Annotated in this window: 24 protein-coding genes; 17 read left to right on the top strand and 7 right to left on the bottom strand. The window is 68.6% G+C overall.

What is annotated here, in order from left to right:
- The first annotated feature begins 10 nt into the window (after positions 1-10).
- The 6 genes from LZ686_RS08745 (at position 11) to LZ686_RS08720 (ending at position 7,218) form a co-directional block, all read left to right on the top strand.
- Positions 11-2,977, top strand: a complete 2,967-nt coding sequence (locus LZ686_RS08745) for a 2-oxoglutarate dehydrogenase E1 component (protein WP_349547535.1) — start codon at positions 11-13, stop codon at positions 2,975-2,977.
- A 4-nt stretch (positions 2,978-2,981) separates the two neighbouring features.
- Complete coding sequence (odhB, locus tag LZ686_RS08740) at positions 2,982-4,499, top strand: 2-oxoglutarate dehydrogenase complex dihydrolipoyllysine-residue succinyltransferase (RefSeq protein WP_252930709.1); 1,518 nt, start codon at positions 2,982-2,984, stop codon at positions 4,497-4,499.
- A 98-nt stretch (positions 4,500-4,597) separates the two neighbouring features.
- Positions 4,598-4,852 carry a hypothetical protein gene (locus LZ686_RS08735; protein ID WP_173403896.1) on the top strand — a complete coding sequence of 85 codons (255 nt, stop codon included), beginning with the start codon at positions 4,598-4,600 and terminating at the stop codon, positions 4,850-4,852.
- A complete protein-coding gene (locus tag LZ686_RS08730; RefSeq protein WP_252930711.1) occupies positions 4,852-5,253 on the top strand; it encodes an MAPEG family protein in 402 nt (133 codons plus the stop codon). The genes LZ686_RS08735 and LZ686_RS08730 overlap by 1 nt, the downstream gene beginning before the upstream one ends.
- A gap of 62 nt (positions 5,254-5,315) precedes the next feature.
- Positions 5,316-6,704 carry a dihydrolipoyl dehydrogenase gene (lpdA, locus tag LZ686_RS08725; protein ID WP_349547534.1) on the top strand — a complete coding sequence of 463 codons (1,389 nt, stop codon included), beginning with the start codon at positions 5,316-5,318 and terminating at the stop codon, positions 6,702-6,704.
- Positions 6,697-7,218: a lytic transglycosylase domain-containing protein gene (locus LZ686_RS08720; protein ID WP_232303257.1), complete on the top strand. Its 522-nt coding sequence runs from the start codon at positions 6,697-6,699 to the stop codon at positions 7,216-7,218. Before lpdA ends, LZ686_RS08720 begins: the two co-directional genes overlap by 8 nt.
- Positions 7,219-7,221: 3 nt before the next feature.
- Here the strand turns inward: LZ686_RS08720 and LZ686_RS08715 are convergent, their stop codons facing one another.
- Entirely contained in the window at positions 7,222-7,842 is a 621-nt protein-coding gene (locus LZ686_RS08715; RefSeq protein ID WP_045999444.1) for a lytic transglycosylase domain-containing protein, read from the bottom strand.
- A gap of 173 nt (positions 7,843-8,015) precedes the next feature.
- On the opposite strand from LZ686_RS08715, the gene ssb reads away from it, so the two are divergent.
- Together ssb and LZ686_RS08705 are read left to right on the top strand one after the other, a co-directional pair.
- Positions 8,016-8,528: a single-stranded DNA-binding protein gene (ssb, locus tag LZ686_RS08710; RefSeq protein ID WP_349547533.1), complete on the top strand. Its 513-nt coding sequence runs from the start codon at positions 8,016-8,018 to the stop codon at positions 8,526-8,528.
- A gap of 227 nt (positions 8,529-8,755) precedes the next feature.
- Positions 8,756-9,802 (top strand): Glu/Leu/Phe/Val family dehydrogenase, encoded by a 1,047-nt coding sequence (locus LZ686_RS08705; protein ID WP_349547532.1) that lies wholly within the window; start codon positions 8,756-8,758, stop codon positions 9,800-9,802.
- Positions 9,803-9,878: 76 nt separating this feature from the next.
- Here LZ686_RS08705 and aroB read toward each other — a convergent pair whose 3' ends face one another.
- Together aroB and LZ686_RS08695 are read right to left on the bottom strand one after the other, a co-directional pair.
- Entirely contained in the window at positions 9,879-10,985 is a 1,107-nt protein-coding gene (aroB, locus tag LZ686_RS08700; protein WP_349547531.1) for a 3-dehydroquinate synthase, read from the bottom strand.
- A complete protein-coding gene (locus LZ686_RS08695; RefSeq protein WP_349547530.1) occupies positions 10,982-11,587 on the bottom strand; it encodes a shikimate kinase in 606 nt (201 codons plus the stop codon). Before LZ686_RS08695 ends, aroB begins: the two co-directional genes overlap by 4 nt.
- Before the next feature lie 72 nt (positions 11,588-11,659).
- Between LZ686_RS08695 and LZ686_RS08690 the strand changes: the two genes are divergently transcribed.
- The 7 genes from LZ686_RS08690 to LZ686_RS08660 all read left to right on the top strand — a co-directional run bounded on the left by LZ686_RS08690 (position 11,660) and on the right by LZ686_RS08660 (position 19,542).
- The gene (locus LZ686_RS08690) at positions 11,660-11,824 is read left to right on the top strand and encodes a hypothetical protein (protein ID WP_349547529.1); all 165 of its coding nucleotides are present in this window, start codon (positions 11,660-11,662) and stop codon (positions 11,822-11,824) included.
- Complete coding sequence (locus tag LZ686_RS08685) at positions 11,817-13,277, top strand: hypothetical protein (RefSeq protein WP_349547528.1); 1,461 nt, start codon at positions 11,817-11,819, stop codon at positions 13,275-13,277. Before LZ686_RS08690 ends, LZ686_RS08685 begins: the two co-directional genes overlap by 8 nt.
- Entirely contained in the window at positions 13,274-14,242 is a 969-nt protein-coding gene (locus LZ686_RS08680) for a tyrosine recombinase (RefSeq protein WP_349547527.1), read from the top strand. The genes LZ686_RS08685 and LZ686_RS08680 overlap by 4 nt, the downstream gene beginning before the upstream one ends.
- Before the next feature lie 10 nt (positions 14,243-14,252).
- Complete coding sequence (locus LZ686_RS08675) at positions 14,253-15,575, top strand: HlyC/CorC family transporter (RefSeq protein ID WP_045999448.1); 1,323 nt, start codon at positions 14,253-14,255, stop codon at positions 15,573-15,575.
- Positions 15,576-15,648: 73 nt separating this feature from the next.
- Complete coding sequence (gene tkt / locus LZ686_RS08670; protein WP_273743045.1) at positions 15,649-17,667, top strand: transketolase; 2,019 nt, start codon at positions 15,649-15,651, stop codon at positions 17,665-17,667.
- Positions 17,668-17,752: 85 nt separating this feature from the next.
- Positions 17,753-18,673 carry a DMT family transporter gene (locus tag LZ686_RS08665; RefSeq protein ID WP_349547526.1) on the top strand — a complete coding sequence of 307 codons (921 nt, stop codon included), beginning with the start codon at positions 17,753-17,755 and terminating at the stop codon, positions 18,671-18,673.
- Complete coding sequence (locus LZ686_RS08660; protein ID WP_349547525.1) at positions 18,673-19,542, top strand: lysophospholipid acyltransferase family protein; 870 nt, start codon at positions 18,673-18,675, stop codon at positions 19,540-19,542. The genes LZ686_RS08665 and LZ686_RS08660 overlap by 1 nt, the downstream gene beginning before the upstream one ends.
- A 32-nt stretch (positions 19,543-19,574) precedes the next feature.
- Here the strand turns inward: LZ686_RS08660 and LZ686_RS08655 are convergent, their stop codons facing one another.
- On the bottom strand, positions 19,575-20,981 hold the full coding sequence (locus tag LZ686_RS08655) for a class II 3-deoxy-7-phosphoheptulonate synthase (protein WP_139597433.1): 1,407 nt from the start codon (positions 20,979-20,981) through the stop codon (positions 19,575-19,577).
- 148 nt (positions 20,982-21,129) lie between these two features.
- On the opposite strand from LZ686_RS08655, the gene LZ686_RS08650 reads away from it, so the two are divergent.
- Positions 21,130-22,110: a GlxA family transcriptional regulator gene (locus LZ686_RS08650; RefSeq protein ID WP_045999452.1), complete on the top strand. Its 981-nt coding sequence runs from the start codon at positions 21,130-21,132 to the stop codon at positions 22,108-22,110.
- 127 nt (positions 22,111-22,237) lie between these two features.
- A complete protein-coding gene (locus LZ686_RS08645) occupies positions 22,238-23,350 on the top strand; it encodes a Hint domain-containing protein (RefSeq protein WP_349547524.1) in 1,113 nt (370 codons plus the stop codon).
- Here LZ686_RS08645 and ftsY read toward each other — a convergent pair.
- The 3 genes from ftsY to pgl form a co-directional block, all read right to left on the bottom strand.
- Positions 23,347-24,354 carry a signal recognition particle-docking protein FtsY gene (ftsY, locus tag LZ686_RS08640; RefSeq protein ID WP_139597430.1) on the bottom strand — a complete coding sequence of 336 codons (1,008 nt, stop codon included), beginning with the start codon at positions 24,352-24,354 and terminating at the stop codon, positions 23,347-23,349. The genes LZ686_RS08645 and ftsY overlap by 4 nt on opposite strands.
- Positions 24,355-24,461: 107 nt before the next feature.
- On the bottom strand, positions 24,462-26,060 hold the full coding sequence (gene pgi / locus LZ686_RS08635) for a glucose-6-phosphate isomerase (RefSeq protein WP_349547523.1): 1,599 nt from the start codon (positions 26,058-26,060) through the stop codon (positions 24,462-24,464).
- Positions 26,061-26,069: 9 nt separating this feature from the next.
- The gene (gene pgl / locus LZ686_RS08630; protein ID WP_198143089.1) at positions 26,070-26,741 is read right to left on the bottom strand and encodes a 6-phosphogluconolactonase; all 672 of its coding nucleotides are present in this window, start codon (positions 26,739-26,741) and stop codon (positions 26,070-26,072) included.
- Between the last annotated feature and the right edge of the window lie 2 nt (positions 26,742-26,743).

Genomic DNA, 26,743 nt, shown 5'->3' with positions numbered 1-26,743 from the left:
GGGACCAGCCATGACCGACCAGCCAAAGAACACCGATTTCCACGATTCCTCGTTCCTGCAGGGCCATAACGCGGCCTATGTGGAACAGTTGTACGGCCAGTGGGCCAAGGACGCAGGCGCGGTGGACGAAGCCTGGGACAGCTTCTTCCGCTCGCTTGGCGACGATCAGGACGTGGCCGTCCGCGAATCCGAGGGTGCAAGCTGGAAGCGCGCCGACTGGCCGCCGGTCCCCCAGGATGACACCACCAGCGCCCTGACCGGCGAATGGCCCTCCGCGTCCAGGGGCGACGCCGACGCCGCGATCAAGAAGATCGCCGCCAAGGCCGAGGAAAAGGGCCTGAAGCTGTCGACCGACCAGATGCGTCAGGCCGTGCTGGACAGCATCCGCGCGCTGATGTTGATCCGCGCCTTCCGCATCCGCGGACACCTGCACGCGCAGCTGGACCCCCTGGGCCTGCGCGAAGTGCCCGATCATGGCGAGCTGAAGCCCTCGACCTACGGCTTCGGTCCCGGCGACATGGACCGTCCGATCTTCATCGACAACGTCCTGGGCCTGGAGATCGCGTCGATCCGCCAGATCACCGACCTGATGACCCGTACCTATTGCGGCACGTTCGCGCTGCAGTACATGCACATCTCGAACCCCGAGGAAGCCGCCTGGCTGAAGGAGCGGATCGAGGGTTACGGCAAGGAGATCGCCTTCACCCGCGAAGGCCGTCGCGCCATCCTGAACAAGCTGGTCGAAGCCGAGGGCTTTGAGAAGTTCCTGCACGTCAAGTACATGGGCACCAAGCGCTTCGGCCTGGACGGCGGCGAGGCGCTGATCCCCGCGATGGAGCAGATCATCAAGCGCGGCGGCGCGCTTGGCGTGAAGGAGATCGTGTTCGGCATGCCGCACCGCGGCCGCCTGTCGGTCCTGGCCAACGTGCTGTCGAAACCCTATCGCGCGATCTTCCACGAGTTCCAGGGCGGCAGCTTCAAGCCCGAGGACGTGGACGGTTCGGGCGACGTGAAATACCACCTGGGCGCCAGCGCCGACCGTGAATTCGACGGCAACAATGTCCACCTGTCGCTGACCGCCAACCCCAGCCACCTGGAGGCCGTGAACCCGGTCGTGCTGGGCAAGGCGCGCGCCAAGGGCGACCAGCTGGGCGACCTGACGGACCGCAGCTCGGTCCTGCCGATCCTGCTGCACGGCGACGCGGCCTTTGCGGGCCAGGGCGTCGTGGCCGAATGCCTGCAGCTGTCGGGCATCCGCGGTCACCGCACGGGCGGCTGCATCCACATCGTGGTGAACAACCAGATCGGCTTTACCACCGCGCCGGCGTTCAGCCGCACCTCGCCCTATCCGACCGACATCGCGCTGATGGTCGAGGCGCCCATCTTCCACGTGAATGGCGACGACCCCGAGGCCGTGGTCCATGCCGCCCGCGTGGCCATCGAGTTCCGCCAGAAGTTCCGCAAGGACGTGGTTCTGGACATCATCTGCTATCGCCGCTTCGGTCACAACGAAGGCGACGAGCCGATGTTCACGAACCCGGCGATGTACACCAAGATCAAGGCGCAGAAGACCACGCTGCAGCTGTACACCGAACGCCTGGTCGCCGACGGGCTGATCCCCGAGGGCGAGATCGAGGACATGAAGGCCGCCTTCCAGGCGCACCTGAACGAAGAGTTCGAGATCGGCAAGAACTACAAGCCGAACAAGGCCGACTGGCTGGACGGCAAGTGGTCGGGCCTGAACCGCGAGGGCACGGACTATATCGCCGGCGAGACCGGCATCACCCCCGAGGTGATGACCCAGGTCGGCCGTGCGCTGACCAACGCGCCGGATGGGCTGACCCTGCACAAGACCGTGGGCCGCCTGCTGGAAGCCAAGAAGCAGATGTTCGAGACGGGCGAAGGCTTTGACTGGGCCACGGCCGAAGCGCTGGCCTTCGGTTCGTTGGTGACCGAGGGGCATGGCGTGCGCCTGTCCGGTCAGGACAGCACCCGCGGCACGTTCAGCCAGCGGCATTCGGCCTTCATCGACCAGAAGTCCGAGGACCGTTACTATCCGCTGAACAACATCGCCGAGGGTCAGGCCCGCTATGAGGTCATCGACAGCATGCTGTCGGAATACGCGGTGCTGGGTTTCGAATACGGCTATTCGCTGGCCGAGCCCAACACGCTGACCCTGTGGGAGGCGCAGTTCGGCGATTTTGCCAACGGTGCGCAGATCATGTTCGACCAGTTCATCTCCTCGGGCGAGAAGAAATGGCTGCGCATGTCCGGCCTGGTGATGCTGCTGCCGCACGGCTTCGAGGGCCAGGGCCCCGAGCACAGCTCGGCCCGTCTGGAGCGGTTCCTGCAGCAATGCGCCGAGGACAACTGGATCGTCGCGAACTGCACCACGCCCGCGAACTACTTCCACATCCTGCGCCGGCAGATCCACCGCGGCTTCCGCAAGCCGCTGGTGCTGATGACGCCGAAATCGCTGCTGCGCCACCCGCTGGCCATCAGCCGCGCCGAGGAGTTCCAGTCGGGTTCGACCTTCCACCGCGTGCTGTGGGACGACGCGCAGCGCGGCCGTTCGGACACCAAGCTGGTGGCCGACGACCAGATCAAGCGCGTCGTGGTGTGTTCGGGCAAGGTCTACTACGACCTGCTGAAGGCCCGCGACGAGGCCGGGATCACCGACACCTATCTGCTGCGTCTGGAACAGTTCTATCCGTTCCCGGCACAGTCGATGGTTAAGGAACTGGGTCGCTTCAAGCAGGCCGAGGTCGTCTGGTGCCAGGAAGAGCCCAAGAACCAGGGCGGCTGGAGCTTTGTCGAGCCCTATCTGGAATGGGTGCTGGAGCGGCTTGGCGCCAAGCACACCCGCGCGCGCTATGCGGGCCGGAACGCCGCGGCCTCGGTCGCCACGGGCCTGGCATCGCGCCACAAGGCCGAACAAGAGGCGCTGGTCGCCAACGCCCTGAACCTTGAAGGATGATCCGATGACCACCGAAGTCCGCGTGCCCGCCTTGGGCGAATCCGTCACCGAGGCCACCATCGCCACCTGGTTCAAGAAGCCCGGAGACCGCGTCGAGGTTGACGAGATGCTGTGCGAGCTGGAGACCGACAAGGTCACCGTCGAGGTGCCCAGCCCCGCCGCCGGCACCCTGGCCGAGATCGTCGCCGCCGAGGGCGAGACGGTCGGGCCCGACGCGCTGCTGGCCCAGATCAGCGAGGGTGGCGAAGCCGCCGCCCCCGCCCCGAAACCTGCCAAGGCCGAAGCACCGGCCGAAAAGACCGAGGAACAGAAGACAATGAGCGGCAATTCCGTGGACGTGATGGTCCCGTCCCTGGGCGAAAGCGTGACCGAGGCGACCGTCGCCACCTGGTTCAAGAAGCCGGGCGACCGCGTCGAGGCCGACGAGATGCTGTGCGAGCTGGAAACCGACAAGGTCTCGGTCGAGGTCCCGGCCCCCGCCGCGGGCGTCCTAGCCGAGATCCTGGCCGAGGAAGGCGCGACCGTCGACGCCAAGGCGCGCCTGGCGATCATCACCGAGGGTGCCGCCGGCACCGCCGCGCCCAAGGCGTCGGATGCGCAGGAGACCGTCCTGCCGAATGCCGGTCCCGAGGAGACCAAGCCGCGCGACGTCGAGGATGCACCCTCGGCCAAGAAGGCCATGGCCGAAAAGGGCGTCACCCGCGACCAGGTCCAGGGTTCGGGCCGCGACGGCCGCGTGATGAAGGAGGACGTGGCCAAAGCCAAGGCAGCCCCCGCGCCCGCCGCGAAGGCCCCCGCCGCCCCCCGCCCGGCCGAGGATGCCGCGCGTGAGGAGCGGGTCAAGATGACCCGCCTGCGCCAGACCATCGCCCGCCGCCTGAAGGACGCGCAGAACACCGCCGCGATGCTGACGACCTACAACGAGGTCGACATGTCCGCGATCATGGGCCTGCGCAACGAGTACAAGGACGCCTTCGAGAAGAAGCACAAGGTCAAGCTGGGCTTCATGTCCTTCTTCGTGAAGGCCTGCTGCCACGCGCTGAAGGAAGTCCCCGAGGTCAATGCCGAGATCGACGGCACCGACGTGGTCTACAAGAACTACGTCAACATGGGCGTCGCGGTGGGCACACCGTCGGGTCTGGTCGTGCCGGTCGTACGCGACGCCGACCAGAAGGGCTTTGCCGCGATCGAGAAGGAGATCGGCGAGCTGGGCCTGAAGGGCCGCGACGGCAAGCTGTCCATGGCCGAGATGCAGGGCGGCACCTTCACCATCTCGAACGGCGGCGTCTACGGCTCGCTGATGTCGTCGCCGATCCTGAACCCCCCGCAGTCGGGCATCCTGGGCATGCACAAGATCCAGGAGCGTCCCGTGGTCGTCGGCGGTCAGATCGTCATCCGCCCGATGATGTACCTGGCACTGTCCTATGACCACCGGATCGTCGACGGCAAGGGCGCCGTGACCTTCCTGGTCCGCGTCAAGGAAGCGCTGGAGGATCCGCGCCGCCTGCTGATGGATCTCTGATCCCGCCGGGGGCCCTTCGGGGCCCCTCTCGTACCACGGGCTTGCGCTGCCGCCGGCGCAGGACCAAAGCTGGGCCGTCACGAACCGGAGCCTGACCCATGCAACTGATCGTCCGCTACACCCATGCCGACCCTGCCACGTTCCGCACGGCCTTCGACGCCGATGCCGAGGATCGGGGCCGCAACGGCCTGACGCTGCTGCAACTGTGGCGCGAGGATGACGGTCATTCCTGGGCGCTGTTCCAGGTCGGAAACCCAAAGGCCGCCCGCGATTACTTGGACGGCGCGGCGGCGGTCTTCGCGACCCAGGCCGGCGTCACCGCCACCGACGCACATTTCGTGGAAACCGTCTGATGCCCCCCGAGGTCGCCGCCCTAGCCGTCGCCGGCCTGATCCAGACCGCGCAGTTCGCGACCTATTCCGTGATGGCGCAGCGCCAGGTCGGCCGCCGTGCTGCCATGAGCCCGCGCGACGGCGGCAAGGTCGAGCTGACCGGGACGGCCGGCCGCCTGCAGCGAGCCTTCAACAACCATTTCGAAGGCCTGATCATGTTCACCCTGGCGGTGGTCGTGGTCACGCTTGGAGACGCATCCGGCACGCTGACCGCGATCTGCGCCTGGACCTATGTGGCCGCGCGCATCCTCTATATCCCCGCCTATGTGCGGGGCTGGGTGCCGGGCCGCTCGATCATCTGGGTTGTCGGCTTTGCGGCGACGGTGCTGATGATCCTCTTTGCCCTGATTTCTTCTTTGTGAAAATACCCCGCGGGGCCCGGGTGCGCGAAGCCCCCGGCCGCGGTCTGATAAAAGGAACTGCCATGTATGATCTCATCGTGATCGGCGCCGGCCCCGGCGGCTATGTCTGCGCCATCCGCGCGGCGCAGCTGGGCCTGAAGGTCGGCGTGGTCGAGGGCCGCGAGGCTCTTGGCGGAACCTGCCTGAACGTCGGCTGCATCCCCTCCAAGGCCCTGCTGCATGCCAGCCACATGCTGCACGAGGCGCATGAGAACTTCGAGAAGATGGGCCTGATGAACGCCCATGTCGACGTCGACTGGACCAAGATGCAGTCCTACAAGGCCGACACGGTCCAGGGGAACACCAAGGGCATCGAATTCCTGTTCAAGAAGAACAAGATCGACTGGATCAAGGGCTGGGCCTCGATCCCCGAAGCCGGAAAGGTCAAGGTCGGCGACACCGTCCACGAGACGAAGAACATCGTCATCGCCACCGGATCGTCCCCCGCCGCGCTGAAGGGCGTGACGGTCGACAACGACGCGGGCGTGATCGTCGATTCCACCGGCGCGCTGGCCCTGCCCAAGATCCCGAAATCCATGGTCGTGATTGGCGCAGGCGTCATCGGTCTGGAATTGGGTTCGGTCTATGCCCGCCTCGGCGCCAAGGTGACGGTGGTCGAATACCTGGACGTCATCACCCCCGGCATGGACGGCGAGGTGCAGAAGCAGTTCCAGAAGATGCTGTCAAAGCAGGGCCTGTCCTTCGTCATGGGCGCCGCCGTGCAGTCGGCCGAGGCCAAGGACGGCCAGGCCACCGTTACCTATGCGCTGAAAAAGGATGACAGCACCCATAACCTGACCGCCGACGTGGTCCTGGTCGCCACGGGCCGCCGTCCGCATGTGGAGGGCCTGGGCCTCGACGCGCTTGGCGTGACCATGACCGATCGCGGCTTCGTCAAGGTCGACGACCACTGGGCGACCAGCATCAAGGGCGTCTATGCCATCGGCGACGCGGTGCCCGGCCCGATGCTGGCCCACAAGGCCGAGGACGAGGGCATGGCGGTGGCCGAGGTCATCGCGGGCAAGCATGGCCATGTGAACTATGGCGTCATCCCCAGCGTGATCTACACCACCCCCGAGGTCGCCAATGTCGGCCTGACCGAGGAGCAGGCCAAGGAAGGCGGGCGCAAGGTCAAGATCGGCAAGTTCCCCTTCATGGGCAATGCCCGCGCCAAGGCGCAGTTCCTGGGCGATGGCTTCGTCAAGCTGATCGCCGACGCCGAGACCGACCGCATCCTGGGCTGCCACATCATCGGCCCATCGGCGGGCGACCTGATCCACGAGGTCTGCGTGGCGATGGAATTCGGCGCCTCGGCCGAGGATCTGGCCCTGACCTGCCACGCGCATCCGACCGTGTCGGAAGCCGTGCGCGAGGCGGCGCTGGCCTGCGGCGGCGGCGCCATTCATGCCTGACGCGCGTATGGTGGCGGGGGCCCTGCCCCCGCGGCCTGCGGCCCATCTGGGTCGGCGCGGGCTGCTGATCTCGATCCTGGCGCTGGCCGCATGCGGCGGTGGCGGGGTCCGGTCGGGCAGCAACGGGCGGATCGGCGGTTCGGGCCTCTACCCGAACGAGACGCCCTATCTGCGCCAGCGCATCAACTTCTGGGCACGCCATTACGACGTGCCCAGTTCGCTGGTCCAACGGGTGATCCTGCGCGAATCCAGCCACCGTCCCGACATGCGGAACGGCCCGTATCACGGGCTGATGCAGATTGCGCCGCAGACGGCGCGCACGATGGGCTATCGCGGGCCGGATCGTGGTCTGCTGGATGCCGACACGAACCTGCGCTATGGCGTGAAGTACCTGCGCGGCGCCTGGATGGTGGCCGAGGGCGACCCCGACCGTGCCGTCATGTGGTATTCGCGCGGCTACTACTACGAGGCCAAGCGCAAGGGCCTGCTGAAGCGGACCGGCCTCAGCGGCTGAGGATCAGCCGCCCGCGATGATGCGGACATAGTTCCGCGTCTCGCGATAGGGCGGGATGCCGCCGTGCTTCTGCACCGCGCCGGGCCCCGCGTTATAGGCGGCCAGCGCCAGCGTCCAGTTGCCGAACTGGTTGTACATCATCCGCAGATAGCGCGCCCCGCCGTTCAGGTTCTGTACCGGATCGTTGGGGTTCACGCCCAGCTTGGCGGCCGTTCCCGGCATCAGCTGCGCAAGTCCCATCGCGCCCTTGTGGCTGCGCGCGTTCGGGTTCCAGCCCGACTCCTGCTGGACCAGCCGCAGGAACAGGTCCTCGGGAATGCCGTGACGCTGCGCCGCCTGACGCGCATGGGGCAGGTATTCGCTGCGCCGGCCCGTATAGCGGGGAATGTTCGGCGCCGTTTCCAGCAGCACCTCCTGGCGGCCCGCATTCGGCTGCAGCCGGGCAGACGACTGGTACTGGGTCGACAGGCGCGAATCCATCAGCCGGGTCTGGCGCGCGAACTGTTCGGCGCGCGACTTGGAGGAGGCGCCCGACAGGCGCAGGCCCTGCGCGTCGGCAGGCAGTGCCAGGCTTCCGATCACCGCTGCACAGAAGGTTGCCTTCAGGGTATGGCCTAGCCGCATGATCTCCGCCCTCGTCCTTGTCGCACCGGCCTGTCGCCGCTTTTGTCCCGGACTATACACGAAATCGGTCATGCTGCCAGTCGGGCCTTGGCGCTACGCGACTTCCTGCTTGGCTTCACCCGGCGGGCTGGGCTAGACCCGACGCAAAGGCACATAATCCAAGGATCCTGATCATGGCAGGCAGCGTCAACAAGGTCATTCTGGTCGGCAATCTTGGCCGCGACCCGGAAATCCGCAACTTTCAGAACGGCGGCAAGGTCGCGAACCTGCGCATCGCCACCTCCGAGAACTGGAAGGACCGCACCACCGGAGAGCGCAAGGAGCGTACCGAGTGGCACACCGTCGCCATCTTCAACGAGGGCCTAGTGGGCGTCGTCGAACGCTATCTGAAGAAGGGCAGCAAGGTCTATGTCGAGGGCCAGCTGGAAACCCGCAAGTGGCAGGACCAGTCCGGCCAGGACCGCTATTCGACCGAGATCGTCCTGCGCGGCATCGGCGGCACGCTGACCATGCTGGACGGCGCCAGCGGCGGTGGCGGCGGCATGGGTGGCGGCGGCATGGGCGGCGGTGGTCGCGACAGCGGCGGCTATGACGACTATAACCAGGGCGGCGGATCGTCGTCGCGCGGCGGCGGCGGCGGCCAAGGCGGCGGACGCGCCGATTACGACGACGAGATCCCGTTCTGATCCGATCAGGGCGAATCACCGGAAAGGGGCGACCATTGGGCCGCCCTTTTTCGTTGCCGGCGCGCGACGCGATCTTGCCGGCGCACACCCCGCCCTTGCCGCAAGTTGCGCGGCGGGCAGTCCGGGCTTTGCGAATGATCCTGCGCTTGCATTGCGTCCGCGCTGGCGGTTTCTGGGCTGATCTCTGCGCGGGACGGCCCGCGCGCCTGCCACAGGAAGGCTTGCAGATGGCACTGACACTTACCGATCTGACCGCACCCCAGGGGTTCGAACGTCTGGTTCTGGCACAGGACCCGCAGGCCGGGCTGCGCGCGCTGATCTGCCTGCATTCGACCACGCTCGGCCCAGCCGCGGGCGGGTGCCGCATGTGGGCCTATGCCGACGACGATGCCGCGATCCATGACGTGACGCGTCTGGCCCGCGGCATGACATACAAGAACGCGATGGCCGACCTAGGCCTGGGCGGCGGCAAGGCGGTAATCATCGGCGACGCGCGCACCGACAAGACCCCGGCGATGATGCGCGCCTTCGGCGAGGCCGTCGACGCGCTTGGCGGCACCTACTGGACGGCCGAGGATGTCGGCATCTCTCCGGCGGACATGGCCCATGCGGCCGAGGCGACGCGCTTTGCCGTGGGCCTGTCCGGCGCCTCGGGCGACCCCTCGCCCTGGACCGCCGAGGGCGTGTTCCGCTGCCTGCGCGTGGGCGCGCGCCATGCGTTCGGCACGGACGATCTGACCGGGCGGCGGGTGCTGGTGCAGGGGCTGGGCCATGTCGGCCTGTCGCTGGCCGAAAAGCTGGCCGCTGCGGGGGCACGGCTGATGGTGACCGACATCCATCAGGCGGTGCTGGACGACGCCGCGACACGCCTTGGCGCGACCGTGTGTACGCCCGACGCGGTCTTCGATCAGCAGATGGACATCCTGGCTCCCTGCGCCCTGGGCGGCGTGCTGACGCGGGACACCGCCGCGGTCCTGACCGCGACGCTGGTCTGCGGCGCCGCGAACAACCAGCTGGCCGATGACGGCGTGGCGGACATCCTGGCCGCACGCGGCATCGCCTATCTGCCCGATTATGTCGTGAACGCAGGCGGCATCATCAGCGTCGCAAGCGAGATCCACGGCAAGCCCGACGCCTGGCGCCTGGATCGCCTGACCGCCATCGCCGGCCGCGTCGATCAGATGCTGACCCGCGCGCGCGACACGGACCAGCTGCCCTCGGCCGTGGCCGATCAGATGGTGCACGACATGCTGACCACCCGTCGCGCCGCCTGAGGCGGCTTCGGCGACAGCCAGCCGTGGCGGCCCCCTCGATGGGGGCTGTCGCGGCTTTGCGGGCCGGGACGGACGCCTAGCGCGCGTCGTGCAGGACGCGTGCCAGCATGTTACCTTCGACCGCGTCGCTGACGAAGGCCTCGCCGATCCCGCGGGCCAGCACGAAACGCAGCTGGCCGTCCACGACCTTCTTGTCCTGCCCCATCAGCGCGATCAGGCCGCCGTCGTCCGGCAGGGCGCCGGGGATCTCGGACAGCCGTGCGGGCATGCCCATCTGGCGCAGATGCGCCAGGACGCGGCTCGGCGCCTCCTGCGAACACAAACCCATCCGCGCCGACAGATCGAAGGCCAGCGCACAGCCGATGGCCACGCCCTCGCCATGCAGCAGCCGGTCCGAATACCCGGTCGCCGCCTCCAGCGCATGACCGAAGGTGTGGCCCAGGTTCAGCAGCGCGCGTTCGCCCTGCTCGGTCTCGTCACGGGTGACGATGCCAGCCTTCATCGCCACCGAATGCGCGACCGCCTGCTGGCGCAGGCCCGCATTCCGCGCCAGGTCGGGCCCGTTCTCCTCCAGCCAGGCGAAGAAATCCGCATCCCCCAGCAGACCGTACTTGGCGACCTCGCCATAGCCCGACAGGAAATCGCGCGGGCGCAGCGTGTCCAGCACGTCGATATCGGCCAGGACCAGCGAGGGCTGGTGGAACGCGCCGACCAGGTTCTTGCCATGCGCGCTGTTGATCCCGGTCTTGCCGCCCACGCTGCTGTCGACCTGCGCCAACAGCGTCGTGGGCAGCTGCACGAACCGCACCCCGCGCCGCAGGATCGCCGCCGCAAAACCCACCAGGTCACCGATCACCCCGCCGCCAAGCGCCAGGACGACGTCGCGCCGCTCGACCTGCTGGTCCAGCAGCCAGTCGACGCAGGCCGTCAGATGCGGCCAGCTTTTGGTCCCCTCCCCGGCCGGCAGGACCAGCGCCTCGCTGGCGATCCCCGCGTCGCGCAGCGCGGCCTGCAGCGGTGCCAGATGCAGCCCTGCCACCGTTGCGTCGGTGACGATCGCCACGCGCGGCCGCGACAGAAGCGGTGCGATCTCGGCGCCCGCGCGACCCAGCAGGGCCTGCCCGATGCGGACGTCATAGGCGCGCGCTCCAAGGGGCACGGGAACGGTGACGGGATCGGTCATGGCTTCTCCTGGGTCAGGGTGGGATGGGCGGCGGTCAGTTCGGCGATCAGGCGGGTCGCGGTCGCGTCGATCGTGTCGCCGGCGCGGGACACGAATTCCAGGTCCGCCAGCGCATAGACGGGGCTGCGTTCCGCCAGCAGGCGCAGCAGCGTGCCCTTTGGGTCGGCGGTCTGCAGCAGGGGGCGTGTCGGGCGCTGGCGCACGCGCGCCCACAGCGTCTCGGGCGAACAGTTCAGCCAGACGGACAGGCCCCGTTCCCCGATGATCTGCCGGTTCTCGGGGCGCATCCACGCGCCGCCCCCGGTCGAGACGACGCCCGGTGCCCCCGCCAGCAGGCGCGACAGCACCTGCGCCTCGCGCGCGCGAAAGAACGCCTCGCCGTCGCGGGCGAAGATCTCGCTGATGGACATGGCCGCCGCGGCCTCGATCTCGGCGTCGGAATCGGTGAACGGCACGCGCAGCCTGCGGGCCAGTTCCGACCCGATGGCGGTCTTGCCCGCGCCCATCATTCCGATCAGCACGATATGGCGCGTCAGCACCTGTGTCATCCGGCCCCCCGTCAATCGGGTGACTGAATGACGTGATCTTTCGGAAATTGCCATATATATTCGCCCCGAGCCGGCCCAAGACCGGTGCAAGAACACAGAAAACACGGTCGAGCAAAGGCGAATGCAATGCGGATGTTGAAACTGCTGGTGGTGCTGATTCTGGCGGGCCTGATCGGCCTCGCGGGCTATGCCTATTTCGGCGACATGGCCCCGACCCGCCAAGAGGTCCGCACCCCCCTGCAGCTGGACGCCCCCGCGGCCGAACAGCCGGCCGAGGCTGCCGGTGACTGACAGAACCACCCTCTGCGCACTGGTCCTGGCGCTCCTGCCCAGCCTTGCCCTGGCGCAGCAGCAGCCCTTGTCGGCCAGCGACTGGCTGTCGGGCAGCGTCCGCGGCCCGGTGCGCGAAAGCTCGGCTTGGCGGCCCGGCGACGCCCCACCGCCCCGGCCAAGCGCCAGACCGCAGCCGGTTGCCACCAGCGGCGCCGTGGGCCCGGTGCAGGTCACCCGCCTGGACCAGGGCAACCCAGACCACACCGGCACGCAAAGCCCCCGCCGCGCCGGGCTGCCGGCCGACCTGTGGGCGGGCAGCGACCCCGCGCAGCTGTCGCAGATGGTGCTGGCCACGCCCGCCCGCCTGCAATCCATGCAGGCGTTGCTGAAGCGCGTGCTGACCGCACAGTTGGCCCCCCCGGCCGCGCCAGAAGGGATGCGGGGGCAGCTGTTCCTGTCGCGCGCCGACCGCCTGCTGGACATGGGCGCGCTGGACGAGGCGCAGTCGCTGCTGGTCGCCGCCGGCCCCGGCCAGCCCGAGATCTTTCGCCGCATGTTCGACATCGCCCTGCTGGAGGGCGACGAAGGCCGCGCCTGCGCGATCATGAACGGCACCCCCGGCATCGCGCCCAGCTTTGCGGCACGCATCTTTTGCCTGGCGCAGACCGGGGATTGGGCTGCGGCGGCGATCGGCCTGCACGGCGCCGAGGCGCTTGGCCTGATCGACGAACGCCAGGCGATCCTGCTGACGCATTTCCTGGACGACGCCTTCGTCGACACGGCAGAGCTGCTGGCCCCCGCCGACCGCATGACCCCGCTGGAATTCCGCATCCACGAGGCCGTGGGACAGCCCCTGCCGACGCAGCCCCTGCCGGTGGCCTTCGCGCAATCCGACCTGCGCCTGAACAGCGGCTTCAAGGCCCGGCTTGAGGCGGCCGAGCGTCTGGCGCGCACCGGCGCCCTGCCCGCCGCGACCCTGCGCCAGATCTATGGCGAACAGCGGCCCGCGGCATCGGGCGGGGTCTGGGAACGCGCCGGCGTCATGCGCACGCTGGAGGCCGCACTGGCGGGCGGCGATCTGGCGCAGGCCCTGCCCCGCGCCTTCGACGAATTCCGCGCGGCCGGAATGGCCGACCTGCTGGCAGCGATGGTCGCGGCCGACCTGCCCACCGGCATCAGCGATCCCCGCGCGGCCGAGGTGGCCGACCTGATGCGCGCCTGGATGGGCCTGCCCGACAGCGTGATCCCCGATCCCGCGCCCGAGATGGCCGCACCCCCCGCCACGCCCCCCGACACCCGTCGCGGAGAGGCGCTGTTGACCGCGATGGCCGATATCGACGCGGCGCTGGAGGGCGATCTGGCCCGCGCCGGGCGTGGCATAGCCATGCTGCGCGCCCTGGGTCTGGACCCCGATGCCGACCGCGCCGAGGCGCAGATCACCCTTCTGCAGCAGATGCAGGCCCCGCAATGAGCGCCGACCACAACGCCATCGGCGCCTTTCTGGACGCCCAGGCCGCCGAGGCCGGGGCCGCGCGGAACACGCTGCTGGCCTATGGCCGCGACCTGCGCGACCTGTCGGACTGGCTGGGCGCGCGGGCGCTGACGCTGGCCGGGCTGACGCGCGAGCAGGTCGAGGATTACCTGTCCCATTGCGATGCGCAGGGCCTGTCACGGGCCACCCGCGCCCGCCGCCTGTCGGCCATCCGCCAGTTCACCCGCTTTGCGCTGGAGGAGGGCTGGCGCGAGGACGACCCCGCCATCCGCATCGCGGGCCCCGGCCGCGCCAAGCGCATCCCGCGCACGCTGGACCGGGCCGAGATCCAGGCGCTGCTGGACGCCGCCCCCGGCATCGGCCGGGGCCGGATCGACCGCACGCGCAACATGTGCCTGATCGAGATACTGTACGCGACCGGCATGCGCGTCACCGAGCTGGTCAGCCTGCCGGTGGCCGGGTGCCGGGGCGATCCAGCGGTCCTGGTGATCCGCGGCAAGGGCGGCAAGGACCGGATGGTCCCCCTGGGCCAGGCCGCCCGGACCGCCCTGCGCGACTGGCTGGAGATCCGCGACAACGCCCCCCAGGGCAGCCCGCTGTACCGCCTGCTGGCGGGTCGCGGCGCGCGCTGGCTGTTTCCCGCACCGGGCGCGGCGGGCCACCTGCCGCGGCAGAGCTTTTCGCGCCTGCTGGGCCAGATGGCGGTGGCGGCGGGCATCGATCCCGCGCGCGTGACGCCGCACGTGATCCGCCACGCCTTCGCCACCCACCTGCTGGAAGGCGGCGCCGACCTGCGCAGCATCCAGATGCTGCTGGGCCATGCCGATCTGGGCACGACGGAAATCTATACTCATGTGCTGAACCATCGCATGCGCGATCTGGTTCTGAACCACCACCCTCTAGCGCGCGGCGTGTCGCCTGACGATGCCGCCAACACCAACTGACCGGGACCTCATGGACCAACTTACCTCTGCGCTCGACTTTGCGGCCGTCGTCACCATCGCGGCGATCCTGATCTGCCTGATGCTGTCGGCCTTCTTTTCGGGGTCCGAGACCGCGCTGACCGCATCCAGCAAGGCCAAGCTGCGGGCCCGCGCCGACCGGGGCGACAGCGGCGCCGAAGCCGCCGTCCGCGTCACCGCCGACAGCGAGAAGCTGATCGGGGCGATCCTGTTGGGCAACAACGTCGTCAACATCCTGGCCGCCAGCCTTGCGACCGCGCTGTTCACGCGCCTGCTGGGCGCGGGCGGCGTGGCGATCGCCACGCTGGTGATGACCGTGCTGGTGCTGATCTTCTCCGAGGTGATGCCCAAGACGTACGCCATCTCTGCCCCCGAAAAGGTGGCAAGCCTGGTGGCACGTCCCATCGGCATCCTGACCGTCATCCTGTCCCCGATCGTCAGCGTCGTGCGCCTGATCGTGGGGGGCATGCTGTCGGTGGCCGGCCTGAAGACCGATCCCGGCAAGCACATGTTTTCGCTGGAGGAGGAGATCGAGGGGGCGCTGTCCCTGGGCCACGCACAGGGCGCGGTGAACAAGGAGGACCGCGACCGCCTGCTGGGTGCGCTGGACCTGGGCAACCGCACGGTCGAGGAGATCATGCGCCACCGTTCGGAGATCCAGATGATCGACGGCGACCTGCCGCCCGAGAAGATCCTGGAACTGGTCCTGGCCAGCCCGCACACCCGCCTGCCCGTCTATCGCGAGGAGCGCGAGAACATCGTGGGCGTGATCCACGCCAAGGACCTGCTGCGCGCGGTGAACCGGGCCGTCGGCGATGCGGGCGATGCCAGCGCCGCGCGGCGGTTCGATCTGGCCGCGGTGATGATGCCCCCCTATTTCGTCCCCGAGACCAGCGTCCTGGACGAGCAGATGCGCGAGTTCCTGAAGCGGCGCACGCATTTCGCGCTGGTCGTGGACGAATACGGATCGCTGCGCGGCCTGATCACGCTGGAGGACATCATCGAGGAGATCGTCGGAGAGATCGCCGACGAGCACGACACCGAGGAGGACCAGACCCTCAAGCCCAACGCCCAGGGCGATTACCTGGTCGAGGGCGGCATGACCATCCGCGACCTGAACCGCCAGCTGGACTGGACCCTGCCCGACGACGAGGCCAACACCATCGCAGGCCTGGTGATCCACATGGCGCAGTCGATCCCCGAGCAGGGACAGGTGTTCAGTTTCGCGGGCTATCGCTTCGAGGTCGTCACGCGGCGCGAGAACCGCATCACCCGGCTGCGCATCCGCCCCCTGCCCACGGCCACCGACGGCTGACCGGGGGCGGCTTGCAACCGCCTGTGCCAACCCATAACAACGCGCCAACCCCACGTGCCGCAAGGAACATCCCATGGACATCGCCGCCCGCCGCACCGCAGACCCCGCCCATTGGAACCTGGCCAGCGCGATCCGCGTGCTGTCCATGGACGCGGTCGAGGCCGCCAATTCCGGCCATCCCGGCATGCCGATGGGCATGGCGGACGTGGCCACCGTCCTGTTCCGCAACCACCTGAAGTTCGACGCCAGCGCGCCGCACTGGTTCGACCGCGACCGGTTCATCCTGTCGGCGGGCCACGGGTCCATGCTGATCTACAGCCTGCTGCACCTGACCGGCTATGAGCAGATGACGCTGGACCAGGTGCGCAACTTCCGCCAGCTGGGCGCGATCACCGCGGGCCATCCGGAATACGGACATGTCGAGGGGGTCGAGACGACCACCGGCCCCTTGGGCCAGGGCATCGCCACCGCCGTGGGCTTTGCCATCGCCGAGGAGGCGATGCGGGCCGAGTTCGGTGCCGATCTGTGCGACCACCGCACCTGGGTCATCGCCGGCGACGGCTGCCTGATGGAGGGCATCAGCCACGAGGCCATCGCCCTGGCCGGCCACCAGAAGCTGGGCCGCCTGATCGTGCTGTGGGACAACAACGACATCACCATCGACGGCCGCGTCAGCCTGTCGGACGCGACCGACCAGCATGCCCGCTTTGCCGCCGCCGGCTGGCGCGTCCTGTCCTGCGACGGCCATGACGCCGCCGACATCGACCGCGCGCTGAGCCAAGCCGCGCAGGATGACGGCCGCCCGACGCTGGTCGACTGCAAGACGATCATCGGCTTTGGCGCGCCGAACAAGGCCGACAGCAGCAAGGCCCACGGCTCCCCGCTTGGCGCGGACGAGATCGCGGCCACCCGCGCGGCCTATGGCTGGAGCCATGAGCCCTTCCACCTGCCCAACCAGATTGTCGCGGACTGGCGGGCCATCGGCCAGCGCGGTGCGGCGCAGCGCGCGGCGTGGAACGACCGCGTGGACGGGCTGTCCGACGAGGCGCGCAACGACTTTGCCCGCCGCATCGGCAACGAGGTCCATCCGCGCCTGAACGCGATCATCGACGCCTTCAAGGTGCAGACGCTGGAGGCCAAGCCCAAGGTCGCCACCCGCAAGGCCTCCGAGAACGTGCTGGAGGTGCTGAATGCCGAAATGCCCGAGAATTTCGGCGGATCGGCCGACCTGACCGGATCGAACAACACCAAGACCGGCGGCCAAGGCGTCTTCAGCGCCGAAAACCGCATGGGCCGCTATCTGCATTACGGCATCCGCGAACACGGCATGGCGGCGGCGATGAACGGCATCTGGCTGCATGGCGGGTTCCGCCCCTATGGCGGGACGTTCCTGACCTTCACAGACTATGCGCGCGGGGCGATGCGCCTGTCGGCGCTGATGGGCCTGCCGGTCGTCTATGTGATGACCCATGACAGCATTGGCCTGGGCGAGGACGGCCCGACCCACCAGCCGGTCGAGCACCTGGCGATCTGCCGCGCCACGCCCAACACGCTGACCTTCCGCCCCTGCGATCAGACCGAGACCGCCGAAGCCTGGGAGATCGCCCTGTCGCAGGACGCGACGCCGTCGGTCCTGGCCCTGTCGCGTCAGAATCTGCCGCTGCTGCGCCAGGAGACTGGAGAGAACCTGACCGCCAAGGGCGCCTATGTCCTGCGCGAGGCCTCGGCCACGCCCAAGGTCGTACTGATGGCCACCGGATCGGAGGTCGAGATCGCGGTCGCCGCGCGCGATGCGCTGGAGGGTCAGGGCATTCCGACCCGCGTCGTGTCCGTCCCCTCGATGGAGCTGTTCCGCGACCAGCCGCGCGACTATCGCGCCGAGGTGCTGCCTGCGAACACCGTGCGCATCGCGATCGAGGCCGCGGTGCGCCAGCCTTGGGACTGGCTGCTGCTGGGAGAGCGCGGCCAGGAGGACCGCTCTGCCTTCGTCGGCATGGAGGGGTTCGGCGCCTCGGGTCCTGCACCCGAGTTGTACAAGGAGTTCGGCATCACCGCCGAGGCTGTCGCAGAGCGCGCGAAAGCGCTGCTGTGATACCCGGACCGACCGTCGCGATGGGTATTTGGGCAAAGGAGAAACTGCGTCTTCGTTGCCCAGACGCCCATGACCGCGCCTTCTGATGCGCGTCCTGGCGCGCGCATTCGCGCTGATGGGTCGGGAGCGGGATGGATTGCGGCGGCCCGGATCGGACCAGGCACGGGGCATCGCGCTGCTGCTGGCGGCGATCCTGGGTTTTACGCTGATGGATGCGACGGCCAAGCACCTGACGCAGACCTATCATCCGGCGCAGGTCATCTGGGCGCGGTTCATCGGAAACCTGCTGATCTTTGTGCTGATCTTTCGCGGGGCCATGCTGCCTTTGCTGCGCACGCGCCAGCCGGCCATGCAGTTCGCGCGGGCGATGATGCAGCTTGGGTCGGTCGGGCTGTTCTTCACCTCGCTTCAATACATCGGGCTGGCCGAGGCGACGGCGATCATGGACCTGAACCCGGTCCTGATCACGCTTGGGGGGGCCTTGTTCCTGGGTGAGAAGGTCGGCCCGCGGCGGCTGGCGGGGATCGCGGTTGCACTGGTCGGCGCGCTGCTGATCATCCGTCCCGGACTGGGCGTGTTCCAGCCTGCGGCGCTGCTGCCACTGGCCGGGGCCTTCACCTATGCCGCGGGGGCGTTGCTGACGCGCGTCGTGCGGACCGATTCGGTGGCGACCTCGGTGCTGTGGTCGGCCGTCGTGGGCACCATCGCCTCCAGCATCGTGGTGCCGATGTTTTGGCAGCCGATCGCGGCGGGCGATCTGTGGGCATTCGCCGCGCTGGCAGTGTTCGGCACGGTCAGCCAGTACCTGCTGGTCAAGGCGTTCAGCGCGGCCGAGGCGGGGACGCTGGCGCCCTTCGGCTATACGGGGCTGATCTGGGCCGGGCTGTGGGGGTTCGTCTTCTTCGGGCAGCTTCCGGATGTCTGGACCGTCACCGGCGCGGTCATTATCGTGGCCGCGGGGCTGTATGTCTGGTCGCGCGAGGCGCGGGCCGCCAAGGGGGCGTGATGCGCGATGACCGATCCACGATAACCGACCGGCTGGCCAACGGCGCGTTCGTGGCGATCATGGGGCTGGCACGCCTGCTGCCCTATTCGCGCCGCATCCCGGCGATGGGCTGGGTGTTTTCGCATATGATTGCGCCCATCGCCGGCTGGCGCAGGCGCATCCGCGACAACCTGGCGTTGGCCCGCCCCGACCTGTCCCCGGCAGAGGTCGAGGCGCTGGTGCGCGCCGTTCCCGACAATGCGGGCCGGTCGGTGGCCGAGATCTATTCCGCCGACGAATTCACGGACCGCATCCGCACGGCCGATCCGCTGCGGGGCCCCGGCCTTGGCGCGCTGGAGGAGGCTCTGGACAGCCATCGCCCGGTGATCCTGGCCTGCGCGCATTTCGGAAATTACGACGCGATGCGGGCCGCGCTTGCCGCGCGTGGCTGGCCGGTCGGCGCCCTGTACCGGCCCATGAACAACGAGGCGTTCAACCGCCATTACGTCCCCGCCATCACCGCCATCGCCGAGCCGCTGTTCCCGCGCGGCAGGGCCGGATTGGCGGCGATGCTGCGGTTTCTCAAGGGTGGCGGCTGGCTGGCCCTGGGTTTCGATCAGTTCGACCGCGAGGGGGCGGAGTTGCGGTTCTTCGACCTGCCCACGCGGACGGTGCTGACGCCGGCGGACCTGGCCCGCCGCTATGACGCGCTGCTGGTACCGATCTGCGGCATCCGCCAGCCGGACGGGCTGTCCTTCAAGGTCCATGTCGGCGCGCCCATCGCGCATGGCGATTCCCGCGCGATGATGCAGGCGCTGAACGACGATCTGGAGATGCTGGTGCGGCGCCACATGGACCAGTGGTTCTGGGTTCACCGCCGCTGGAAATGAAAAGGCCCCGCATCGGCGGGGCCTTTTCGTGATCAGATGGCGGCGGCGGTCCGCACGGGCGCGGCGTCCTCGCGCCGGGCGCGCAGTTCCTCGGCGACCAGGAAGGCCAGCTCCAGCGACTGGCTGGCGTTCAGGCGCGGATCGCAGGCAGTGTGATAGCGGTCCGACAGATCCTCGTCCGTGACGGCGCGCACGCCGCCGGTGCATTCGGTCACGTCCTTGCCGGTCATCTCGAAATGCACGCCGCCGGGGATCGTGCCCTCGGCCTTGTGGACGCCGAAGAATTCGCGGACCTCGCGCAGGATCGAATCGAAGGCGCGCGTCTTGTAGCCGGTCGACGACTTGATGACGTTGCCGTGCATCGGATCGCACGACCAGACGACGTTCGCGCCCTCGTCCTGCACCGCGCGGATCAGGCGCGGCAGGTGGTCGCCCACCTTGCCCGCACCAAAGCGTGCGATCAGCGTCAGGCGCCCGGCCTCGTTGGCGGGGTTCAGCTTGGCCATCAGCACCTTGAGGTCGTCCGCCGTGGTCGTCGGGCCGCATTTCAGGCCGATCGGGTTCTGCACGCCGCGGCAGAACTCGACATGCGCGCCGTCAGGCTGACGCGTCCGGTCGCCGATCCAGATCATGTGGCCCGACCCCGCCACCGGCAGGCCGGTGGTGCTGTCGATGCGGGCCAGGGCCTCCTCGTACTCCAGCAGCAGCGCCTCGTGGCTGGTATAGAAATCGACCTTGGACAGCTGGTGCGCGGTGTCGGAATTGACGCCCGCCGCCTGCATGAAGGCCATCGCATCGCCGATGCGGCCGGCGATGTCGCGGTACCGCGCGGCCTCGGGGCCGCCCACGAAGTCGGCGATCCAGCTTTGCACGCGGTGCATGTCCGCGAAGCCGCCGGTCGAGAAGGCGCGCAGCAGGTTCAGCGACGCCGCCGCCTGGGTATAGGCCGCCAGCATCCGCGTCGGGTCGGGGATGCGGGCCTCGGGGGTGAAATCGAACCCATTGATGATGTCGCCGCGATAGCTGGGCAGCTCCACCCCGTCCATCACCTCGGTCGGGGCGCTGCGCGGCTTGGCGAACTGGCCCGCCATGCGCCCGACCTTGATCACGGGCATCTGCGCGCCCCAGGTCAGTACCACGGCCATCTGCAGCAGCACCTTGAAGGTGTCGCGCAGGTTGTCGGCGCTGAATTCGCTGAAGCTTTCGGCGCAGTCACCGCCCTGCAGCAGGAAGGCCCGGCCCGCGGCGGCGTCCGCCAGCTGGGCGCGCAGGCGGCGCGCCTCTCCGGCAAAGACCAGCGGGGGATAGCGGCGCAGTTGCGATTCCACCCCCGCCAGCGCGGCGGGATCGGTATAGTCGGGCATCTGGACGCGCGGATAGGCGCGCCAGCCGGCCTTGTCCCAATCCTGGGTGGCGGTCTTGCGGGTCTGCTGCGTCATGTCCTGCGCTCCTTGAAAATGTCGCGTCGGTATAAACGCTAACAGTCGGCAGGAAAAGGGTCTGCCGCGGCCCTCCGGAAAGCCCCCTTGCCGCGGCGTCAAAAGGCTGTTTGGGTGCGGGGCGCAACCGCACGCAAAGATAGCCCCCATGCCATCCGAAAAACCGCGACGCTTCACCTTCCTGTTGCTGGATCGATTCACCATGCTGCCCTTCACGGCCGCGATCGAGCCCCTGCGTCTGGCCAACCGCGCGTCGGGGCAGACGCTGTTCGACTGGCGCCTGGTCGGGCCGCGGGGCGACGTGGCGACGTGCTCGAACGGGACACGGGTGATGCTGGACGGCGGGCTGGACCTTGACGCCCCCCCGCCCGGCCGGGACGAGGTCGTGATCGTCTGCGGCGGCACCGACATCGCGCGCGAGGCGACGCGCCCGGTGCTGGCCTGGCTGCGCCGGCAGGCGCGCGGCGGCGCGGCGATGGGGGCGGTCTGCACCGGCACCTGGATCCTGGCCGAGGCCGGGTTGCTGGACGGCCGCAAGGCCACCATCCACTGGGAGAACCACGACGGCCTGGCCGAGGCCTTCCCCGAGGTCGACCTGTTCCGGTCGGTCTTCGTCCATGACGGCAACCGGCTGACCGCGGCGGGCGGGACCAGTTCGATCGACCTGATGCTGCACCTGATCGCGCTGGCGCAGGGGGACGCGCTGGCCGCGGACGTGGCCGACCAGATGCTGCACACCGCGATCCGAACCGACCAGGACAGCCAGCGCCTGTCGATCCCCACCCGCATCGGCGTGCGCCATCCTCGCCTGGCCGCCGTCATCGCGCGGATGGAGGCGAACCTGGAGGACCCGGTCAGCCCCGCCCAGCTGGCGCTGGACGCGGGCATGTCCACCCGGCAGCTGGAACGCCTGTTCCGCCGCTATCTGAACCGCAGCCCCAAGCGGTACTACATGGAAACCCGGCTTTCCCGCGCCCGCAACCTGCTGATGCAGACCGAGATGTCGATCATCGAGATCGCCTTGGCGTCCGGGTTTTCCAGCCCGTCGCATTTCTCGAAATGCTATCGTGCGCAATATGGCAGCACGCCCTATCGCGAACGCGGCACCTCGGCGTCGATCCCGGCCTGACCTGCGGGAATCGTTAACTTTTCCTGAATCGGTTAACCAAGCGTTAACCATTGTCGCCCTAGGGTCCGGTACTGCCCGGTGACATGTGACTGCCGGGTCCGTTCGACCGGCAGCACAAGGGTTTTCCATGGAACATACGATCACGGTCCTGACGATCAGCAATGTCATCCCGGCAGGCGGCATCGGCTTGCTGGCCGATGCCCCGTGGTCGAACGGCGCGCCGATCGTGATGAATGACCCGGTCCTCAGCACGATCGTCATCAGCGATGACGACGATGCGTTCCGCAGCGGCACCTATACTTACGATGAGACGGACCAGCTTCTGGTCCATGACGCGGTCTTTGGTCATGGGGACAATGCAAAGATCACCCCTGCGGGAACGCAGATGTCGAATTTCGTCGCCTCGATCATCACCTCTGACGCGGAAGACAGCTATGTCGTCATGTATCCGCGCAGCTACGAGCATTATGGCGCCGGCATCGAATTCGGGGGCCGCCAGTCGCTTCTGATCTTCCCCATTCCCGATGAGAACGGGATCGAGCCGGTCTTTGATCCCGGGGCGCGCTATACTTATGCGGGCGTTCGCAGCTTCGGGCCGGGTGACGACGCCCAGCCCTGGCCTGCCCCCACGGCTTCGGCCTGTTTTGCGCAGGACACGCTGATCCAGACGGCATCCGGACCGTGCAGGGTCCAGGACCTGCATCCCGGCACGCTTTTGCGGACGATGGACCACGGATATCAGCCGGTCCTGTGGATCGGTCATCGCCGGATGCAGGCCCGCGATCTGGACCAGCGTCCCGACCATCGGCCGATCCGGATCGCGGCCCATGCCCTGGGCCCCGGCCAGCCCGGGCGCGATCTGGTCGTGTCGCCCCAGCACCGCGTGCTGATCCGCTCTCCCATCGCCGAGCGCATGACCGGCGAGGCGGAGGTTCTGGTCGCGGCGCGTCATCTGGTGGGCCTGCCGGGCATCACGGTGCAGGGCAAGCGTTGCGACGTCACCTATTGGCACGTGCTGCTGGCCGATCACCAGGTGCTGGTGGCCGAGGGCGCATGGGCGGAAAGCCTGCTGCCCGGTCCCGTGGCCTTGCGCGCTCTTGGGGCGCAGAACGCCCGGCGGATCAGGCAGCTGACGGCGGGACGCGCGCTGACGCCCGCGCGGCCGCTGCTGTCGGGTCGCCATGCCCGGCGCCTGGTGCAGCGGCACGACCGCAACCGCAAGACGCTGCTGGACGCCTAGAGGCCGACCAGGGCGCGGGCGAATTCGTCCGCGTCAAAGGCGTCCAGGTCGTCGATCTGTTCGCCGACGCCGATCGCGTGGATCGGCAGGCCGAAGCGGTCGGCCAAGGCCACCAGCACGCCGCCGCGCGCCGTGCCGTCAAGCTTGGTCATCACCAGTCCCGAGATATTGGCCAGCTTGCGGAAGGTCTCGACTTGGCTCAGGGCGTTCTGGCCGGTGGTGGCGTCCAGCACCAGCAGGGTGTTGTGCGGCGCGTCGGGGTCCTTCTTTCGGATCACGCGGACGATCTTGGCCAGCTCCTCCATCAGGTCCTGACGGTTCTGCAGGCGGCCGGCGGTGTCGATCATCAGCAGGTCGGCGCCATCGGCCTCGGCCCGGACCATCGCGTCCCATGCCAGGCTGGCCGGGTCGCTGCCCTGCGGCGCGACCATCACCGGCACGCCCGCCCGCTGGCCCCAGACCTGCAGCTGTTCGACGGCCGCCGCGCGGAACGTGTCGCCCGCGGCGATCACGACCGACTTGCCCGCGGCGCGGAACTGGCTGGCCAGCTTGCCGATGGTGGTGGTCTTGCCCGCGCCGTTCACGCCCACGACCAGCACCACCTGCGGCTTCTTCGGATAGATCGGCAAGGGGCGCGCGACCGGGGCCATGATGCGCCCGATCTCGGTCGCCAGAAGCTGCTTCAGCTCGGTCGAGGAGATGCGCCGGCCCATGCGCCCCTCGGCGATGTTGGCTGTGACGCGCAGGGCCGTCTCGACGCCCAGGTCGGCTTGGACCAGCATGTCCTCCAGCTCCTCCAGCATCTCGTCGTCCAGGGCGCGGCGGGGCTCCTCGACCTGCGCCTCGGCGCGGCCGAACAGGCGCCCGACCAGCCCCGACGGTTCGGGGGCCGCGGCGGGGGCGACGGGGGCCGTCGCGGTCTCTCCGACGATATCGTCCAGCCCCGCCCCGATCTTGGAGGAGGACCGCGTCAGCCGCTCTCGCAGTTTGGTAAAGAACGCCATGATCCGACCTTTCGCTGTGCCGGGCGGACCCTACCCGCTTGCGGCGCCAAGGAAAAGCCGCCCCGACGGATCGGGGCGGCTTTGATGTCCCACGGTTCGGGGGCGCGTCAGCCGCGCATCTGCCGGATCAGCCCCGCCAGCGCCTCGGTCGAGGGGTCGTGGCCGGGCGCGGCCTCTCCCTTCAGCAGCGGTTCGACCTTGAGGGCCAGTTCCTTGCCCAGCTCGACCCCCCACTGGTCAAAGCTGTTGATGCCCAGGATCACGCCCTCGACGAAGACACGCTGTTCATACAGCGCGACGATCTGGCCCAAGGCGAACGGGGTCAGCTGCTCCATCAGCAGCGTGGTCGAAGGCCGGTTGCCGGGGAACACGCGATGGCGGGCCTGACGGTCCAGTTCGGCGCCCTCAAGGCCCTTGGCCTGCATCAGGGCGCGCGCCTCGTCCAGCGACCGTCCCCGCATCAGCGCCTCGGACTGCGCCAAGCAGTTCGCGGCCAGCAGGATGTGGTGATGCGCCAAGTCCGGCTCGTGCCCGCGCGCCGCCAGGATGAACTCGCAGGGGACTGGCATCGTGCCTTGGTGGATCAGCTGATAGAAGGCGTGCTGGCCGTTCGTGCCGGGTTCGCCCCAGACGACGGGGCCCGACACGACCTCCAGATCGCTGCCATCCATCGCCACGCGCTTGCCGTTCGATTCCATCTCCAGCTGCTGCAGATAGGCGGGCAGGCGCATCAAGCGGTTGTCATAGGGCAGCACCGCGCGGGTCGGATAGCCGCAGATCTGGTGATGCCAGATGCCCGTCAGGGCCAGCATCACCGGCAGGTTCTGCGCCGGTTCGGCCGTGCGGAAATGCGCGTCCATCGCCGCGCCGCCGGCCAGGAACTGGTCGAACGCCTGCGGCCCCACGGCCAGCATTAGGGACAGCCCGATCGGGCCCCAGACGGAATAGCGCCCGCCGACCCAATCCTCAAAGCCGAAGACACGGTCTTCGGCGATTCCGAAATCGGCGGCCTTGGCGGCAGCGGTGGACAAGGCCACGAACTGCGCGCCCGGATCGGTGACCGAGGCGGCCATCCAGTCGCGGGCCGTCTGGGCGTTGGTCATCGTCTCGATGGTGGTGAAGGTCTTGGAGGCGACGATCACCAGCGTCGTGGCCGGGTCCAGCCACTTCAGCGTGTCGGCGATGTCGGCACCGTCCACGTTGCTGACGAAATGCGTGCGCGGCCCGTCGTGATAGGGCGCCAGCGCCAGCACCGCCATGGCCGGGCCAAGGTCCGACCCACCGATGCCGATATTGACCACGTCGGTGATGCGACCGCCCTGCCCCGCAAATCCGCCGTCGCGGACCTGGGTCGCAAAGCGGGTCATGCGCTGATGCGTCTCGCGCACGGCGGGCATGACGTCCTGGCCGTCGACGGTGACGCTGCCCTGCAGGTTGCGCAGCGCGGTGTGCAGGACGGCGCGGCCTTCGGTCTCGTTGATCTTCTCGCCCGCGAACATCGCGTCGCGGCGGGCCGCCACGGGGGCCGCCAGTTCCAGCAGCAGATCACGCGCGCCCGCGTCGATCATCGTCTTGGAATAGTCGAAGGTCAGTCCGTCCGCCTGCACCCGGTAATCGGTGGCGCGGTCGGCGTCGAACAGCGCCTCGATCCGGCCCGACCCCTGGGCCTTGCGATGATCCTTGAGGCGGTTCCAAAGTGCGGTCATGTCAGTTCCTCATTCGGCCCAATGGACGGTGGCCTGGTCAAGAAAGGCACGGATCGGCGCCTGCATCGGGTCCGCCTTCTGCGCGCGCTCCAGCGCTTCCCGCTTTTCGGGGCCCATGATCAGGACGTGGATGTTCAGCGCGTCGGCCAGAACCGGTCGCGTCAGGGTGATGCGCGGCTCCTCGGCGCCATCGGCGCGGATGGCCATGACGGGAGGCGCGCCTGCGGCCATCGCGGCCTCCAGGTGATCGGCGCCGGGGAACAGGCTGGCGGTGTGCATGTCGTTGCCCATGCCCAGCAGAACCACCGTCAGCGGCAGGGTCGGCGCCAGCCGCTCTGCCAGGCCATCGGTCGCCAGATCGGGCGAGGCGTCGCCGGTGTATAGGTCGATATACTCGGCCGCGGCTGCCTTGTCCTTGAGCAGGTGGCGCCGCAGCAGGCGAGAGTTCGACCGCTTGTGATCGCCGTCCACCCACCGTTCGTCGCCCAGGACGACGGTGACGCGGGACCAGTCCAGATCGGTGCCCGACAGCGTCTCGAACACGGGCGCCGGAGAGGTGCCGCCCGGAACGCACAGCGTGGCGCGGTCATTGCCACGCAGATGCTGCGCCAGCTGCGAGGCGATGCGGTCGGCGACCGACAGGGCCAGCATCTCGCGGTCGGGGTATTCCTTGAAATCCATGC

The organism is Paracoccus sp. NFXS7 (genome assembly GCF_040148865.1).
Lineage (GTDB): Bacteria > Pseudomonadota > Alphaproteobacteria > Rhodobacterales > Rhodobacteraceae > Paracoccus > Paracoccus marcusii.
This window is presented reverse-complemented; position numbering and strand designations above follow the sequence as displayed.

What these genes read in the sequence shown, in the direction of transcription:
- LZ686_RS08745 (WP_349547535.1), top strand. Translation starts at nt 11, where the DNA reads ATGACCGACCAGCCAAAGAACACCGATTTCCACGATTCCTCGTTCCTG.
- odhB (WP_252930709.1), top strand. Translation starts at nt 2,982, where the DNA reads ATGACCACCGAAGTCCGCGTGCCCGCCTTGGGCGAATCCGTCACCGAG.
- LZ686_RS08735 (WP_173403896.1), top strand. Translation starts at nt 4,598, where the DNA reads ATGCAACTGATCGTCCGCTACACCCATGCCGACCCTGCCACGTTCCGC.
- LZ686_RS08730 (WP_252930711.1), top strand. Translation starts at nt 4,852, where the DNA reads ATGCCCCCCGAGGTCGCCGCCCTAGCCGTCGCCGGCCTGATCCAGACC.
- lpdA (WP_349547534.1), top strand. Translation starts at nt 5,316, where the DNA reads ATGTATGATCTCATCGTGATCGGCGCCGGCCCCGGCGGCTATGTCTGC.
- LZ686_RS08720 (WP_232303257.1), top strand. Translation starts at nt 6,697, where the DNA reads ATGCCTGACGCGCGTATGGTGGCGGGGGCCCTGCCCCCGCGGCCTGCG.
- LZ686_RS08715 (WP_045999444.1), bottom strand. Translation starts at nt 7,842, where the DNA reads ATGCGGCTAGGCCATACCCTGAAGGCAACCTTCTGTGCAGCGGTGATC.
- ssb (WP_349547533.1), top strand. Translation starts at nt 8,016, where the DNA reads ATGGCAGGCAGCGTCAACAAGGTCATTCTGGTCGGCAATCTTGGCCGC.
- LZ686_RS08705 (WP_349547532.1), top strand. Translation starts at nt 8,756, where the DNA reads ATGGCACTGACACTTACCGATCTGACCGCACCCCAGGGGTTCGAACGT.
- aroB (WP_349547531.1), bottom strand. Translation starts at nt 10,985, where the DNA reads ATGACCGATCCCGTCACCGTTCCCGTGCCCCTTGGAGCGCGCGCCTAT.
- LZ686_RS08695 (WP_349547530.1), bottom strand. Translation starts at nt 11,587, where the DNA reads ATGGCAATTTCCGAAAGATCACGTCATTCAGTCACCCGATTGACGGGG.
- LZ686_RS08690 (WP_349547529.1), top strand. Translation starts at nt 11,660, where the DNA reads ATGCGGATGTTGAAACTGCTGGTGGTGCTGATTCTGGCGGGCCTGATC.
- LZ686_RS08680 (WP_349547527.1), top strand. Translation starts at nt 13,274, where the DNA reads ATGAGCGCCGACCACAACGCCATCGGCGCCTTTCTGGACGCCCAGGCC.
- LZ686_RS08675 (WP_045999448.1), top strand. Translation starts at nt 14,253, where the DNA reads ATGGACCAACTTACCTCTGCGCTCGACTTTGCGGCCGTCGTCACCATC.
- tkt (WP_273743045.1), top strand. Translation starts at nt 15,649, where the DNA reads ATGGACATCGCCGCCCGCCGCACCGCAGACCCCGCCCATTGGAACCTG.
- LZ686_RS08665 (WP_349547526.1), top strand. Translation starts at nt 17,753, where the DNA reads ATGCGCGTCCTGGCGCGCGCATTCGCGCTGATGGGTCGGGAGCGGGAT.
- LZ686_RS08660 (WP_349547525.1), top strand. Translation starts at nt 18,673, where the DNA reads ATGCGCGATGACCGATCCACGATAACCGACCGGCTGGCCAACGGCGCG.
- LZ686_RS08655 (WP_139597433.1), bottom strand. Translation starts at nt 20,981, where the DNA reads ATGACGCAGCAGACCCGCAAGACCGCCACCCAGGATTGGGACAAGGCC.
- LZ686_RS08650 (WP_045999452.1), top strand. Translation starts at nt 21,130, where the DNA reads ATGCCATCCGAAAAACCGCGACGCTTCACCTTCCTGTTGCTGGATCGA.
- LZ686_RS08645 (WP_349547524.1), top strand. Translation starts at nt 22,238, where the DNA reads ATGGAACATACGATCACGGTCCTGACGATCAGCAATGTCATCCCGGCA.
- ftsY (WP_139597430.1), bottom strand. Translation starts at nt 24,354, where the DNA reads ATGGCGTTCTTTACCAAACTGCGAGAGCGGCTGACGCGGTCCTCCTCC.
- pgi (WP_349547523.1), bottom strand. Translation starts at nt 26,060, where the DNA reads ATGACCGCACTTTGGAACCGCCTCAAGGATCATCGCAAGGCCCAGGGG.
- pgl (WP_198143089.1), bottom strand. Translation starts at nt 26,741, where the DNA reads ATGGATTTCAAGGAATACCCCGACCGCGAGATGCTGGCCCTGTCGGTC.